This window comes from uncultured Shewanella sp. (assembly GCF_947497935.1).
Taxonomy (GTDB): domain Bacteria; phylum Pseudomonadota; class Gammaproteobacteria; order Enterobacterales; family Shewanellaceae; genus Shewanella.
Genome location: NZ_CANMIO010000001.1, coordinates 115,126 through 129,911 on the forward strand (window position 1 = coordinate 115,126; position 14,786 = coordinate 129,911).

At 45.2% G+C, this 14,786-nt stretch carries 13 protein-coding genes; 7 read left to right on the forward strand and 6 right to left on the reverse strand.

The genetic code is table 11. The features are described from left to right. The first annotated feature begins 23 nt into the window (after positions 1–23). Positions 24–239, forward strand: a complete 216-nt coding sequence (locus Q1A86_RS00465) for a hypothetical protein (RefSeq protein ID WP_299801690.1) — start codon at positions 24–26, stop codon at positions 237–239. A gap of 313 nt (positions 240–552) precedes the next feature. On the opposite strand, the gene Q1A86_RS00470 is transcribed toward Q1A86_RS00465, so the two are convergent. Continuing rightward, positions 553–1,500, reverse strand: a complete 948-nt coding sequence (locus Q1A86_RS00470) for a GGDEF domain-containing protein (RefSeq protein WP_299801692.1) — start codon at positions 1,498–1,500, stop codon at positions 553–555. A gap of 294 nt (positions 1,501–1,794) precedes the next feature. Between Q1A86_RS00470 and Q1A86_RS00475 the strand changes: the two genes are divergently transcribed. Both Q1A86_RS00475 and Q1A86_RS00480 read left to right on the forward strand, forming a co-directional pair. Then, positions 1,795–2,352 carry a GNAT family N-acetyltransferase gene (locus tag Q1A86_RS00475; RefSeq protein WP_299801694.1) on the forward strand — a complete coding sequence of 186 codons (558 nt, stop codon included), beginning with the start codon at positions 1,795–1,797 and terminating at the stop codon, positions 2,350–2,352. A gap of 8 nt (positions 2,353–2,360) precedes the next feature. Further along, positions 2,361–2,711 carry a hypothetical protein gene (locus tag Q1A86_RS00480; protein ID WP_299801695.1) on the forward strand — a complete coding sequence of 117 codons (351 nt, stop codon included), beginning with the start codon at positions 2,361–2,363 and terminating at the stop codon, positions 2,709–2,711. A 184-nt stretch (positions 2,712–2,895) separates the two neighbouring features. Here the strand turns inward: Q1A86_RS00480 and Q1A86_RS00485 are convergent, their stop codons facing one another. From Q1A86_RS00485 to Q1A86_RS00495, 3 genes are all read right to left on the reverse strand, one after another. Further along, complete coding sequence (locus Q1A86_RS00485; RefSeq protein WP_299801697.1) at positions 2,896–3,432, reverse strand: DUF3016 domain-containing protein; 537 nt, start codon at positions 3,430–3,432, stop codon at positions 2,896–2,898. Between the two features lie 327 nt (positions 3,433–3,759). Continuing rightward, entirely contained in the window at positions 3,760–4,467 is a 708-nt protein-coding gene (locus tag Q1A86_RS00490; protein WP_299801698.1) for a hypothetical protein, read from the reverse strand. Between the two features lie 112 nt (positions 4,468–4,579). Then, on the reverse strand, positions 4,580–5,239 hold the full coding sequence (locus Q1A86_RS00495; RefSeq protein ID WP_299801699.1) for a hypothetical protein: 660 nt from the start codon (positions 5,237–5,239) through the stop codon (positions 4,580–4,582). Positions 5,240–5,636: 397 nt separating this feature from the next. Here Q1A86_RS00495 and Q1A86_RS00500 point away from each other — a divergent pair, with 397 nt between their 5' ends. Further along, positions 5,637–6,332 (forward strand): VC0807 family protein, encoded by a 696-nt coding sequence (locus Q1A86_RS00500; RefSeq protein ID WP_299801700.1) that lies wholly within the window; start codon positions 5,637–5,639, stop codon positions 6,330–6,332. Positions 6,333–6,934: 602 nt separating this feature from the next. Here the strand turns inward: Q1A86_RS00500 and Q1A86_RS00505 are convergent. Both Q1A86_RS00505 and metK read right to left on the reverse strand, forming a co-directional pair. After that, on the reverse strand, positions 6,935–7,405 hold the full coding sequence (locus tag Q1A86_RS00505; RefSeq protein ID WP_299801701.1) for a GNAT family N-acetyltransferase: 471 nt from the start codon (positions 7,403–7,405) through the stop codon (positions 6,935–6,937). Between the two features lie 523 nt (positions 7,406–7,928). Then, positions 7,929–9,083, reverse strand: coding sequence for a methionine adenosyltransferase (metK, locus tag Q1A86_RS00510; RefSeq protein WP_299801703.1), 1,155 nt, complete (start codon positions 9,081–9,083; stop codon positions 7,929–7,931). Positions 9,084–9,588: 505 nt separating this feature from the next. Here metK and tkt point away from each other — a divergent pair. The 3 genes from tkt (at position 9,589) to Q1A86_RS00525 (ending at position 14,481) form a co-directional block, all read left to right on the forward strand. Beyond that, positions 9,589–11,580, forward strand: a complete 1,992-nt coding sequence (gene tkt / locus Q1A86_RS00515; RefSeq protein ID WP_299801705.1) for a transketolase — start codon at positions 9,589–9,591, stop codon at positions 11,578–11,580. 215 nt (positions 11,581–11,795) lie between these two features. After that, a complete protein-coding gene (gene epd / locus Q1A86_RS00520; RefSeq protein ID WP_299801707.1) occupies positions 11,796–12,812 on the forward strand; it encodes an erythrose-4-phosphate dehydrogenase in 1,017 nt (338 codons plus the stop codon). Positions 12,813–13,305: 493 nt separating this feature from the next. Beyond that, positions 13,306–14,481, forward strand: a complete 1,176-nt coding sequence (locus tag Q1A86_RS00525) for a phosphoglycerate kinase (protein WP_299801708.1) — start codon at positions 13,306–13,308, stop codon at positions 14,479–14,481. The last annotated feature ends 305 nt before the right edge of the window (positions 14,482–14,786 follow it).

Genomic DNA, 14,786 nt, shown 5'->3' on the forward strand with positions numbered 1-14,786 from the left:
CAACATAAAGAAGGCGGCATATAGTGCAAAAAAGTGTAATTAAACCCTTAAAAATATTGCATTGGCTAGGTTTAAGCATGCTGTTATCTGGCGTTGGCATCTATTTTTTATCTAATCTGTCGGAGCAGGTTGAAGGCATGGTACTGATTGCCAGTCTGTCTGGCCTTGGTATGGTGATGATGTCACCTTTCCCCATAGCGCTGTTTTTAGAGTGGGCACGCAAGCAAAGTCCAGATTAGCAGCCTATTCTAGAAGCTAGAAGCTAGAAGCTAGAAACTAGAACACTCGTAAACTCGTTGCGAGGACGCTTCGCGGCTAGAGCGGACTTCGTCCTGCTATACAGTCAAAAGATAGCATTGCGTTTTTAATGTAGGTTGGGCTTTAGCCCATCAGCCTTACGATTTAATGTGTCAGTGTTGACGGCATAGATTAAAAGAAGGCTCTAGGAAAAGCGGGTCCTAGGTTAAAGCAAAGAAGTGGACATTACACTGTTTTGCTCTTTGCTTTTCCTAGCAGGGCGTAGCCCGTCCTCGCAGCGAAGCGCCCTAGGATCTAGGCCCTTCTTTTAGAATCCCGATTCTTTTCCAAATCTGCTATCGCTTCTTGCTGCATAGGGATCAGCGACAACTGGGTGTCTGGGGTAAAAAAGCTCTTGCCTACGATGAGGTTAATCTCAGGTGCCTCTTTGTGTACCTGTTTACGTAGCCGTGCGATTAGGCTGTCGAGATTAGACTCATTATCGACGAAGGCGAGGATGATAAATTGCTGATCTTGGAGCCTGGCGGAGATATCCGCTTCCCGCATACTATCGGAAATGATCCTTGCAATAATGCGAATGCGTTGGGACTCAGTATATTTCTGATGGATGTGCGGGGAAGGGCTATCTTCTAATACAATCAGCCCTGCGTGGGAACCGAAGCGACGACTCAAGCTTAGCTGCCTTGGTGCCATCAAGTTAAACCCGTAAGGGTTGAGCATGCAGGTAAAGTCATCCTGAACAGACAATCGATGCAACTGCTCTGTCAGGTACATCTGTTTTAACTCACCTTGAAGCAGCGCCTTAACCGTTTCGCAGACCACTGCAGTGGTGGCATTAACTTTATCCTTGGCGGGATCGCAAATTATCATACAGCCAAAGAGCCGCCCATCGGGCCAAGTGAGCTTGATAGAAAGCAGTCTGTTAAAAGAGGCGAAGCTACCAGCAACTTTAGTGGGGTCGAGATGAACAAGGCCATAGCTTATGGTATCGCAGGTGGCATCGATTACCCCCTCTCTTTGGAGTTCATCGCCAGCAGTAAAAAGCTTATCGTTCGGCTTGTCGCTCTGCTTGCTGCAACATGTGATTTGAGCTTTATTACCGTTAGACTGAATAATTAGAGTGCTCTTAGCCTGATAAAGCTCACTGATTAAGTCGACCTGTTGTTGCCATCTTGCTAGGTTTATCGCGGGATGATCTTGCTCCCTTAGCCAAATATTGTGATTGATTTTTTGGGCTAACATGATTGCTCTCACTTGTCGGTTGGGGCCATCATCTGGCTTTTTCGAGCTAAAATCGTTTAAGAACTATACTTACTTTTTCTGGTTGGATAAATGTTAATTGTGTGAAAACTTGATCTCTATTTGTTTGAATCATCCCCATAGTTAATGCTATAGCCACGCCTATAGGAGCACTTAGGGGGCGCTATCGTCCTTATTCAAAAAATCACGAGTTTGAAGCTTATCTACCTGAAGTCGGTTCGGTTATACTCAAGCGGGAATTATGGGATTAACAGTAATAGAGTTAACAAAATAGCAATGAAGATTAGACGAGCTAAAGCGACCGATATCACGGCATTGGTCGCACTGGAACAAACTCATTTGCAAGATGAATTGGTTGCCGAACAACGTGATAATTCGCTGCAGGGACAGTCTTTCACTCAAGGGGACTTAACCACTCTCGTTAACCAGCATTGGGTTGTGGTGGCCGAAGTTGAAGATACTATCGTGGGTTATGTCATTGCTGGGCGCTGGCCTTTTTTCAAGCAGTGGCCCATTTATCGAAATCTGCTTAACCGTTTACCGAGACTCGATTATGAGCGTGCCAAATTAACCGAAAAAAATTGCTGCCAGTATGGTCCTATTTGGATAGATAGCCGCCATCGTGGCCAAGGTATATTTGAGGCCTTAGTCGCTTTTATTAAGAAGTTGGTTGGCAATGAGCTGCCCTATATGTTGACCTTTATCGCCGAAGATAACGTCGGCTCCTTTGCCGCCCACACGCGCAAAGGGGGGATGCAAGTTGTTGATTACATCAGTTTCGATGAGCGTGATTATTACCTATTAGTGTTACCAACTAGCGAAAGCTTTTTCTAAGGATCTTTATGTTGTCAGAATCAGTAGCCTCAATCTTTGCCCCATATCTAAGCTTAAACCTGTCGGCCTTCGATAACTTAAAATTGGTTGTGGCGGTTTTATCGGAAAAAGCTGAGGAGTGTCATGCCTTAGAAGCCGAGATCTGTATCGATAATCAGCTGCAAATTGCCTATCTGGTACGCTGGAAGAAGCACTTTATCTATTGTGGACGCACTAACTCTTACGGCAATGCCATTGATGAGGTTGCCGACTTAGAGTCGATTAACCCTGAGTCCATTCGGGTGTTACAAATTCCAGTCTTGTCTATGCAACAGCTGGAGTTTATGTGCATGGAAAATGCACACTTTGACCATTGTTAGGAATGTTTTCGGGCTGAAAACGGTGTCGCTTTTTGGTTATTAGGCTGCGCCTGAACTTAATGCAATCAAGCTACGCTCGATGAAGATTGCTGTTCAGACTCGGACAACAAGGGGGCGATCGCCCCCTTGTTAACAGTTCTAAAAGATTCCTTCTATCCCAAGTTAAGCTAGGGAGCCAGCATTATTACAAAGCTGGCATGATTGTTTTCTTAAACCAATTAGTGAGTAGCTCTCGCTCGTGGGGGAAAGGATCGTTGCTTATCGGCTGGATCTCCATGAGAAAAGCCATGTTATTGAGCTTTTCACTACCCGATTTTATGACTTTTCCATTTTGAGTTAAGACATAATCAAAACGTATTTTTGGTGGGTACAGATCGGTAACAATGCGAACATCATCAGGTGCAGCACCAAAAGTGGGCTGTACATCTCCGGCTAAGTCTACGTTTGTGACGGTCAGATCAAGTTGTTGATCTTTAGCTAAGTGTTTATTAGCCAGTTTTCCAAGCTCGTCGGTAAGCTCGGTAAAAAGGTATTCTTCGAATTTTGACTGTACTCCCGTTGTTGCTTCTACATCGCTATAGTCACTAGGGTTTTGCCAAAGAATGTTTACATTCCCATCATTGGTGAGTAGGTCTTGGGGGACTGTATCGTCTTGCTTTTGGGCACAACCACTTATTGTTAATGTAGCGGCAATGATTGCAGTCACTAGTAAGTGTTTCATATCGGCTCCGTTTGATTTTAGGCTTAACTATTTATAACTCAGTTCTGTGATATTGCGAATTTGAGCTTCAATTAGACTACGCCTAACGACTTAGGCAATCAAATTTCCTAGGATCTTAAAGTTAGCTTGCGGCTAATGGTTAACGGTTAACGGCTAATGCTTAATAGCTAGGGCTTAATAGCTAGGACTTAATAGATGGAACTTTATGGATAGAACTTAGTTGTTAAAGTCAGGCGCTTTGTTTGCACAGGGGCAAAAGAGGCTGCAGCTGCCGCCTCTTGACCACTTAGAGTTTGAGTGATTTTTAGGTTTTCTTGCACAGATTATTTATAAGCTTTTATCGAACTCACTGATTAAGGCTTGCTCTTTAGTGGTGACTCCATCAAACAAACTATAGTCGTAGAGCTTATATTCAATGAGTTTTTCATTCGGGTAGTTCTTGAGTTTAATCGTTAGGTTTTCTGCGTCTTTCGACAGTCGATTCAAACTGGCAGAGCGGTGCTCGGAGATATCGCCCCAGACCTCATCAGGATGGTATTTTTTCTCTAAACCTTTTTGAGTTTTAGCGTTCAGCTGAGTAACGTTTTGACGGATTGATAGATTGCCAAGTTTGCCATCATCAGTAAATCTTGCGATAAACCATATAATATTGTTGGCTTTCAAAAATGGCGTATCGCAGGCTTTATCTGAGCAGGAAATCTCTTTAATTTTGTTACTCAGGCGTAGCTGCTGAACTTGCTCAATAAGTTGCTTTCGTTGCTCTGCAGCAATGTGGGGGTATTTCTCTTGGTACTCTTTGGCTATTTTTGTTGCTTCTTCAGTAAAGTCGGTCGGTGTGGGGTTGTTGATGTTACCGACGGTAACCTTAGAATCAGGCTGAATATTTAAACGTTGAACCACCTCATCGGGCGTCATCTTCAGCTGTAAGCCTAAAATATCTGTTGGTTGTTGGGCCTGAGCAATCGGTGCTAAGGCTAGAGGTGTTGTGGCTAAAGGCGCAATGAGTAGCGCCTTAATACATGTCTTCCATTTCATGGTGTGCTTCCCGTTATACTAATTAGTATTAAACTTGTTCCCTGCTGAATACGGATGACACCATAACATAAGTATTAGTTATAAATTAAGTAGCGGTTGCTTATCAAACTGACTACATAGCCGCGAGCATGGTGAGGCGCATGTCGAGATCTTCGGCTGGGGCGAGCATGTCACCAAATTCGTTTGCGCGCTCAGTCATATTGAGCCAGTCCTGACAAATTTTTAATATCGATTGTTGTGCTAGCTCTTCAGAATCTTGTTGCGCCTTAGTAATAGGTTCAAGGTTAGCATTGTAGACCGCCTGAAAGTGCTCAGTAAGCGCCAGCCCATCTTTAAGTTCGCGCAGATACCAATGGTAGTTTTGTTGCAGGCTCTCAATGGTTTGCAGCATTTCTGTGATGTCATCATCTTCAAGCTGGTTAAGGTAACGCTCCGAGTAACCTTTTTGGGTTTGCGCCCAAGTGCTGAAAAACAGCGAGGCAAATTGGCTGGCGCTGCTGATTTGATCGCATTCAAAATACAGGCTGAACTTAGTTTCTGTTTCGCAGCAAACAAGGTACGGCGTATCAGCGCTTTGCTTGATATCAAGTTGCCATTGCATCGGCTCCGTATCCCAATCTGAATCGCTGTCAGCATCTACATTATCCGTAGTTAAGTATTCAGAATCGAGACTGACATCATCATATGTTGCTGGGACGATTTTTATGGATTCACTATCGGCATTTGTAGACAAGAATTCTGCGGCTTTGGCTGTGCAATTTAAAACAATCATTGTTATGTACCATTTATAAAATGGCTTTTAAAATAACTGGTTATGTTTTGGTTCGTCTAATGCTTTTCGCTTTAATGTAATATTGGTCGTAGGGTGTCCACATTAGATAGCCATGACTCCCAGAGCCTGAACCATCATCCACAATGTTCTACGGGACTATTTTAGATAAGACCTCATTTCTGAACTTTGGCAACTTCCAGTCTCAACAATGTTTGAACAAGGGTGACACTTGGGGGAGAACAAGGTATTTTTACGCCGCTATATACTATTCAGGCTCAATATTGGCATCATAGAAGCACTGGGCTAGCATTATAGAACTGGCCTCATAGAAACAATAGCACTGGTTTTTTATCTTTAAATTTTTCGAAGCTTGCATGCTTCGCCTGGAAATCAACACATGAGTAGTACATCGACACATAAACCTCGGCCTATGGTTGACCTGTTAGTGAGCATCGCCATACCCGCTTTTATTCTAATGAAGTTAAGTGGTGACGATCAGCTAGGGGCGAGTGGTGGATTAATGTTGGCGTTAAGCTTTCCGCTGGGGTGGGGCATATTTGAGCTAATAAAGTATAAAAAGTTTAATTTTATTGCCCTGCTTGGCTTAGCCAATGTGTTGTTAACCGGTGGCATTGGTCTGCTGGAGCTTGACCTTAAGTGGTTGGCAATCAAAGAAGCCGCAATTCCAGCGGTTATCGGTATTGCAGTGCTTATTTCGACCTTTACTTCTAAACCATTAATTAAAGCCCTTGTCTTTAATCCAGCGGTGATGGACGTTGATAAGATCATGCAGCGCTTACAACAGAACAATTGTATGGCGGCGTTTGAGCAGCGCTTAATGAAGGCTACTTATTTAGTAGCGGGCTCGTTTGCATTCTCAGCTACCATGAATTACATCTTGGCTAAATGGATTGTCACTAGCCCTACGGGAACGCCTGAGTTTAATGAACAGTTGGGGCAATTGACTTTATACAGTTACCCGATGATCGCCGTGCCATCGATGTTGATGATGATGGGAACATTTTATTATTTATGGCGCACGATTCGTGATTTAACCGGGCTTAAGTTGGAAGAGGTTTTAGCCAATCAATAGGTTTGTCAGGTTGCGTCTGACGTTACGCTTTACTGCGGTAAGCAATCAAACTTCGTTTGACCTTTAAGTTAGACTGCGTCTAACAGTTCACATAGTGGGATTTCATCCCACACCCTAGCGGGTAATCAAGCTGCGCTTGATAAAGGTCGTGGCCTTGACACATATCAGGCTGCGCCTGACTTCTATGTTAGACTGCGTCTAACAACTAACGTCGCGGCGCTTCGCCCGCACCCGAGCCAAGGGGGAAAGCGCTTGTCCCCCTTAGCGAACCCTCAGCGCCCCAGACGAAGTTACATGCATTAGATACGGGCCTCAGCTATCGCCTCATATTCGCCATCCATGGCTCACCTAAGGCTATCTCGGCATCCATGCCTCGCTCACGCGATTGACTTCAATACCTTCGGCAACTCCGATGGGGAACAGGTGTTTCCTGTGAGTCTTGTGGAAAGTTTACTCTGACCCCACTTATTCTTGGCCGAGCTTACAGGGATGTATTTATAGCGTGTCACGGCAGTGTCTGCACATGCGCTGACCGCAGGTCATTGGAACCCGTGTTGCTGAACGTTGCAACTGAGTATTACCGTGGCGGTATAGCAACAGGTTCACTGAGGAGAGGGGGTTAATCCCATTAACACCAACCTTTCACTATCCCCCTGATACTTGAGAAACAACTGCGCAATATCATTGGGCGCATCCGCAATGACACCAAACCCATGTTGAGAATAAAACCCTTCTAGATGCGCTAAGGCGAAAATATAGGTCTTACCGTTATTGATAACGGATGACAGTTCATCCATCAACTGATGCCCAACACCTTGGCCACGAAAATCTGGATGCACCAACATCCCAGTTAAAATGGCTAACTGACCAATAGGCCGAATACGTGCACTAGCGACTATGGTTGAGCAAGTGACGGCAGAGGAAGCAATTTCAACATCGTTAGCCGAAGTCGAGTCAGTTTGTGTTAACACGCAGACAGACTCTTTCTGCAACAATCGTGCATAGGGCATATATTGGCGGTAGAACTTCTTCACCTCGATACGCTCATCAGGCGCTAACCAAGTTAATTGCACTGTGCTGTTTATCCTTACCGACTAAAAGAAAATTATGATGCTAAGCCAAATCCATACTACTTGCGATAGCTCTTGTAGAGCAAACACCAGAGGTTAGGTCATATTGCTTTTCTAACCTAGTGTAGATGCGACTGAGGCCTTCGATGGCATGGTGAAAGATAACGAAGTTATCAGGCTCTTGAACGAGAGGTATGGATACCGAACTGGCCTTTTAACAAGGATGTTTTTTGTTTTCGCAGAGCTTACAGGACCAATTCTGTTCCATACAGAATTTGGCATTCCCTCCGTCCATGGAGGTCAGATGTACTTGCAGCGAGTCTCAGTAGTATCTGCACATACGCCGACCGCAGGTCATTGAAACCACTACAGTTGGAAGTTAACTGTAATACGCTATTTATGGCGTCTTGCGTAATTGTGTCACGTTGATGCAAAACCTAATACTGCAAATTGCAGACATAAAAAAACCGCCAAGTGGCGGTTTTTCATAGCGTTGAACCAGCAACGCCGAATTAATCGATAACGATTATAGACCGGCGTCAGCGCGTAGTGCGTCAACTTTGTCTGTAGCTTCCCACGGGAACTCGTTACGACCAAAGTGACCGTATGCTGCAGTCGCTTGGTAGATTGGGCGAGCTAGGTTCAACATTTCTGTTAGACCGTATGGACGTAGGTCGAAGTGACGACGTACTAGGTCGATCAATAGCTCTTCGCCAACTTTAGCTGTGCCAAATGTTTCGATGCTGATTGAAGTTGGCTCTGCAACACCAATCGCGTAAGAAACTTGAAGCTCACAACGGTCTGCAAGACCAGCTGCAACGATGTTCTTAGCAACGTAACGTGCTGCGTATGCTGCACTACGGTCAACTTTTGATGGGTCTTTACCAGAGAAAGCACCACCACCGTGACGAGCCATGCCGCCGTATGTGTCAACGATGATCTTACGACCCGTTAGACCACAATCACCTACTGGACCACCGATAACGAAACGGCCAGTTGGGTTGATGAAGTATTTAGTGTCTTTAGATAACCACTTAGCCGGTAATACTGGCTTGATGATGGTTTCCATTACACCTTCAATTAGGTCTGCTTGAGTCACATCTTCGCTGTGCTGCGTAGATAGAACAACTGCATCGATACCAGCAATGCTGCCATCACTGTTATAAGCAAAAGTTACCTGGCTCTTCGCATCTGGACGTAACCAAGGCAAAGTCTTGTCTTTACGAACTTCAGACTGACGCTTAACTAGCTTGTGCGAGTAAGTGATAGGCGCAGGCATTAGTACGTCAGTTTCGTTGTTAGCGTAACCAAACATTAGACCTTGGTCACCGGCACCCTGTTCTTTAGGGTCTGCACGATCAACACCTTGGTTGATGTCTGGTGACTGCTTACCAATCACGTTTAGGATGGCGCAAGAGTCAGCATCAAAACCCATGTCTGAGTGAGTGTAGCCAATGTCACGTACAGTCTTACGGGTGATCTCTTCGATATCAACCCAAGCAGAAGTAGTAACTTCGCCGCCAACCATAACCATGCCAGTTTTGACATAAGTTTCGCATGCTACACGAGCTTTTGGATCTTGCTCCAAAATTGCGTCTAATACCGCATCAGAAATCTGATCGGCGATTTTATCTGGATGACCTTCTGAGACCGACTCAGAGGTGAACAAGTGCTTTGCCATGATGGAAAATCTCGTCTTTAAACAATTTGAATGTGTAGAAGTATCTACATCTAGACGGCTATTCTAGTGGAAAACCGAGTTGATGACACCCCCTTCACCAAATTTTGTGCAGTTACTCGCGGTATTTATTTTGTCCATCTTGGTAAAGATGTATTTTATATTTTGTTTATCACACTGTTAATTAAGATTATTTGTGATTTTCACTGGGGAGTGTTCGCGATAAAAAATGATCAAAAAACAGCACTTAAAACTGACGGCGTGGACTTAAACAAACTTGATTGTCGATAAAAACGACTAGTTTGTTAGGCTTAGGTGGCCTAAGCGTTATTTATCTAACTTAAAAGTGCCAATTTTTTTCATTCTGGGTGAATTAAATTTGCGTCCTACAGCCTAGTAGGCGAAAATATGGCTCCAAAATTTGCTGTAGGGAAGGGAAAAGCAAATACAAATTTGCGGCCCTTTTCTTTATCTAAGCCTCAATACCTCAAACGAAGCAGGAGAGAGCATGTCATCTCGTAAAGAACTCGCAAACGCAATCCGCGCATTGACCATGGATGCTGTTCAAAAAGCCAATTCTGGTCACCCAGGTGCTCCAATGGGGATGGCTGATATTGCTGAAGTGCTATGGAACGATTTCCTAAAGCACAACCCAAACAACCCTGAATGGGTTGATCGTGACCGCTTTATCCTTTCTAACGGCCACGGCTCTATGCTCATCTACTCTTTGCTACACCTTACTGGTTACGCACTTCCTATCGAAGAGTTGAAAAACTTCCGACAGCTTCACTCTAAAACACCAGGTCACCCAGAATACGGTTACACACCAGGTGTTGAAACAACAACAGGCCCACTAGGCGCTGGTATTAGTAACGCTGTCGGTATGGCGATTGCTGAGAAGACATTGGCTGCACAGTTCAACCAGCCTGGTCACGACATCGTTGATCACTTCACATACTGCTTCCTTGGTGATGGCTGTTTGATGGAAGGTATCTCTCATGAAGCTTGTTCTCTAGCGGGCACCTTAGGTCTAGGTAAGCTAATCGCATTCTGGGATGACAACGGTATCTCTATCGACGGTCACGTAGAAGGTTGGTTCACTGACGATACACCTAAGCGTTTCGAGTCTTACGGCTGGCACGTCATTGCAAACGTAGATGGCCACGACAGCGACGCAATCCGCGCTGCTATCGAAGAAGCTAAGTCAGTGACTAACAAGCCAACAATGATTTGCTGCAAAACCACAATCGGTTTTGGTTCGCCAAACAAGTCTGGCAGCCACGATTGTCACGGCGCACCACTAGGTGATGCTGAAATCGCAGCAGCACGTGAATTCCTTGGTTGGAACCACGGCGCATTCGAAATTCCTGAAAACGTTTACGCGGGTTGGGATGCTAAAGAGTCTGGTGCTGCAAATGAAGCAAGCTGGAACGATAAGTTCGCTGCTTATGAAGCTGCATTCCCAGAACTGGCTGCAGAATACAAGCGCCGTGTAATCACAGGTGACTTACCAGCAGATTTTGAAGAAAAAGCACAAGCTTTCATTCAAGAGAGCCAAGATAAAGCTGAAGGTATTGCTAGCCGTAAGGCTTCACAAAATGCGATTGGTGCATTTGGTGCAATCCTACCAGAAATGCTAGGTGGTTCAGCAGATCTAGCCGGTTCTAACCTAACGCTTTGGTCGGGTTCTAAAGGCATTCAAGACGATGCTGCTGGTAACTACATCTACTACGGTGTACGTGAATTCGGCATGAGCGGTATCATGAACGGTGCTTCTCTACACGGTGGTTTCATCAACTACGGTGCGACATTCATGATGTTCATGGAATACGCACGTAACGCTGTACGTATGTCAGCACTGATGGGTATTCAGAACATCTTCGTTTACACCCATGACTCTATCGGTCAAGGTGAAGATGGTCCAACTCACCAGCCAGTTGAGCAGCTTGCTAACCTACGTATGACACCAAACATGACTGTATGGCGTCCATGTGATGCGGCTGAAACAGCGGTATCTTGGAAGAATGCAATCGAGCGCCGTAACGCGCCTACATCGCTAATCTTCAGCCGTCAAAACCTACCAGCTCAAGCACGCAGCGCTGAGCAGTTAGCAAACGTTGTTAAAGGTGGTTATGTACTAAGTGATTGCGCTGGCACGCCAGACCTAATCCTTATTGCTACTGGTTCTGAAGTACAACTAGCACTTGATTCTGCTGCAGCATTGACTGAGCAAGGTCAGAAGGTTCGTGTTGTTTCTATGCCATCGACAAATGAGTTCGATAAGCAAGATGCGGCTTATAAAGAGTCTGTGTTGCCACGTAGCGTAACTAAGCGTGTTGCAATTGAAGCGGCTCACGTTGATTTCTGGCACAAGTATGTTGGCTTTGATGGCGCGGTTGTGGGCATGACTACCTTCGGTGAGTCGGCTCCTGGCGGTGACTTGATGAAGCACTTCGGCTTTACTGTTGAGAACGTTGTAGCTACCGTTAACGGGCTATAATCAACAGCAGTGTTATGGCAAATGATGCAATGGGCGATTAACCTAAGGGAACACCCAAGGGTTAATATCTGCATTGCATCGATAAGTTGCTCTATGATACGCAATAACTGTTTAAGTATTTTTTACTCTAAGCATTTATGATACAACGGCTTACCTATTGGGGTAGGCCGTTGTTGTATCAACAAATGGGCTGTTAAAGGGAATAGAAAGCTTTCATGATCAGAGTCGCTATTAATGGCTACGGCCGTATTGGTCGTTCAATTCTTCGGGCACTGTATGAGTCTGCCAAACGCGATCGTATTCAGATTGTGGCAATTAACGAGTTAGCCAAGCCGGAAGCGATGCTTCATCTCACCCAATACGACACCACTCACGGACGTTTTCACACCCAAGTTAAACTCGACAATCAGCATATGATTATTGGCGATGATGCCATTAAGCTGCTGCATGAACCCGATCCTGCTAAATTGCCCTGGAAAGAGATGGATATCGACATCGTTTTCGAGGCCACGGGCGTACTTAACGACAGGCAGGAATGTGAGGCGCATATTCAAGCGGGTGCTAAACAAGTATTAATCAGCCATCCATCGTCAAGCGATGTCGATGCCACCATAGTGTATGGTGTGAATCACGAATTATTAAAAGCCGAACATACGGTTGTGTCTAATGCCTCTTGCACAACAAACTGTATCGTACCGGTTATCGATGTGCTCGACAGGCACTTCGAAGTCAAAAGTGGTGCCATTACCACAATCCACTCGGCGATGAACGATCAGCAAGTTATCGATGCCTATCATGACGATTTGCGAAGAACCCGCGCCGCTGGTCAATCAATTATTCCAGTAGATACTAAACTTGCTCGTGGTATTGAGCGCATCTTGCCGCACATGAAAGACAAGTTTGAAGCGATCTCTGTGCGCGTGCCTACCATCAATGTTACTGCAATCGACCTTTCCGTTACGCTCAATAAGCGCGTCGATATTGCAGAAGTGAACCGAGTGCTTAAGCAAGCTTCTGAAGGATCGTTTTCTGGGGTTGTGGGCTATACCAATGAGCCACTAGTGTCGTGCGACTTTAACCACGATCCGCGTTCAAGCATTGTTGACGGTACGCAGACTCGAGTCAGTGATGGCCACTTAGTTAAGTTATTGCTGTGGTGCGATAACGAGTGGGGCTTTGCTAACCGCATGCTCGATACCAGTTTAGAGATGATAAAGGCTAAAAAGGTTTAAAGAAGGTCTTAGGTTTTAAGAGCAGAGAAGGTCCTAGGGGCTAGGAAATGCAGGTTCTAGGAAAAGCAGGAGCTAGGAAAAGCTAAGACGGTAAAAGCCGGGAAAAGCCGGGAAAGGCCGGGACAAGCTGAGACGGTAAGAGCCGGAAAACTAAGAAACGGCAAAGGTGGGGCTTTTGTTCTTCCTAGTAGGGCGTAGCCCGTCCTCGCAGCGAACGCCCTAAAACCTAAGACCTTGTTCAAAAGTAGGTCGGCATTTATGCCGTCATTGATGATGGGCTAAAGCCTAACCTACATAAAAATACAGTGTTGCTTTTGCTGTTTCTAGCAGGACGTAGTCCGCTCTAGCAGCGAAGCGTCCTAGGCTCTAGAACCTAGAACCTGAGCGTCGGTGTTGTGTCCCGGCGGTCTTGTTGCACAGTTTGATTGAATTTTTAACTTTAATTTTTAACTTTAATTTTTAACTTTAACTTAAATAGTAAGGAAGCATGAAAATGACGATTCTTAATATGAAAGATTTAGACCTTCAAGGTAAGCGTGTGCTTATTCGCGAAGATCTTAACGTACCAGTAAGTGATGGTGTGGTAACAAGTGATGCACGTCTGCGCGCTTCGCTTCCAACGATTAAGCTTGCCCTTGAAAAAGGCGCTGCGGTAATGGTGATGTCGCACCTTGGACGTCCAACGGAAGGTGAATTCAACGCTGAGTTCTCTATGCAGCCTGTGGTTGATTACCTAACAAAGGCGCTAGATTGCCCTGTACGCCTTGCAGCCGAATACCTTGACGGTATCGAAGTTGCTGTCGGTGAAGTGGTTGTGTTCGAAAACGTTCGCTTTAACGTGGGTGAGAAGAAGAACGATGAAGCGCTATCTAAGAAGATGGCGGCACTTTGTGACGTATACGTGATGGATGCATTCGGCACGGCTCACCGCGCACAAGCATCGACTCATGGGGTTGGTTTACATGCACCTATCGCTTGTGCGGGTCCATTACTTGCTGGTGAGCTAGAAGCTTTAGGTAAGGCACTCGATAACCCTGCACGCCCAATGGTAGCAATTGTTGGTGGCTCTAAAGTATCGACAAAACTGACAGTGCTTGAAAGTCTTTCTACTAAAGTTGACCAACTGGTAGTGGGTGGTGGCATCGCCAACACTTTCGTTGCTGCTGCTGGTCACAAAGTGGGTAAGTCACTCTATGAAGCCGATTTGATTGAAGAAGCAAAGCGCTTAGTTGCTAACGCTCAAAGCCGTGGCGGCGACATTCCTGTACCAACGGACGTAGTTGTTGCGGGTGAGTTTAGCCCTACAGCTGCTGCGACGCTGAAAGATGTAAGCGATGTATCTGACACTGATATGATTTTTGATATCGGTCCTGATAGCGCTGAAGCACTTGCTGAAATCATCAAAAATGCCGGTACCGTTGTTTGGAACGGCCCTGTCGGTGTATTTGAATTCGATCAGTTCGGTGAAGGTACTAAGCGTATTGCTCAGGCGATTGCTGAGTCAAATGCCTTTTCTATCGCTGGCGGCGGTGACACATTAGCGGCTGTCGATAAGTACGATATCGCTGACAAAGTCTCTTATATCTCTACGGGTGGCGGCGCTTTTCTTGAGTTCCTAGAAGGTAAAGAGTTGCCTGCTGTTGCCATGCTTGAGAGCCGTGGCCAGTAATCGACACTGATTGGCGGTAACATACAAAATAATTACCAAACTGGTTGTTGGCAGACTTTAAATCGACATTTGTCAGGGTTACACTAGCCGCCAACAAACCAGTGAGCAGTTTTGTATATAAAACAGTCTTAAAAAGCGCTATAGCAATTGGTGATAAGACTGTTTTTTTGCAGCATAGATAACAATAAAAATTAAAAGTAACCGCTTTAGTGTTAACCAGTTTAAAACTGGCAACGTTAGAGCATAAAAATCCATCCAAACGATAGTGACCTTGGTGAGGCGACTCACCCTATTATTGGAGTAAA

Coding starts and splice junctions, on each gene's coding strand:
- Q1A86_RS00470 (WP_299801692.1), bottom strand. CDS start 1,500: ATGTTAGCCCAAAAAATCAATCACAATATTTGGCTAAGGGAGCAAGAT.
- Q1A86_RS00475 (WP_299801694.1), top strand. CDS start 1,795: ATGAAGATTAGACGAGCTAAAGCGACCGATATCACGGCATTGGTCGCA.
- Q1A86_RS00480 (WP_299801695.1), top strand. CDS start 2,361: ATGTTGTCAGAATCAGTAGCCTCAATCTTTGCCCCATATCTAAGCTTA.
- Q1A86_RS00485 (WP_299801697.1), bottom strand. CDS start 3,432: ATGAAACACTTACTAGTGACTGCAATCATTGCCGCTACATTAACAATA.
- Q1A86_RS00490 (WP_299801698.1), bottom strand. CDS start 4,467: ATGAAATGGAAGACATGTATTAAGGCGCTACTCATTGCGCCTTTAGCC.
- Q1A86_RS00495 (WP_299801699.1), bottom strand. CDS start 5,239: ATGATTGTTTTAAATTGCACAGCCAAAGCCGCAGAATTCTTGTCTACA.
- Q1A86_RS00500 (WP_299801700.1), top strand. CDS start 5,637: ATGAGTAGTACATCGACACATAAACCTCGGCCTATGGTTGACCTGTTA.
- metK (WP_299801703.1), bottom strand. CDS start 9,083: ATGGCAAAGCACTTGTTCACCTCTGAGTCGGTCTCAGAAGGTCATCCA.
- tkt (WP_299801705.1), top strand. CDS start 9,589: ATGTCATCTCGTAAAGAACTCGCAAACGCAATCCGCGCATTGACCATG.
- epd (WP_299801707.1), top strand. CDS start 11,796: ATGATCAGAGTCGCTATTAATGGCTACGGCCGTATTGGTCGTTCAATT.
- Q1A86_RS00525 (WP_299801708.1), top strand. CDS start 13,306: ATGACGATTCTTAATATGAAAGATTTAGACCTTCAAGGTAAGCGTGTG.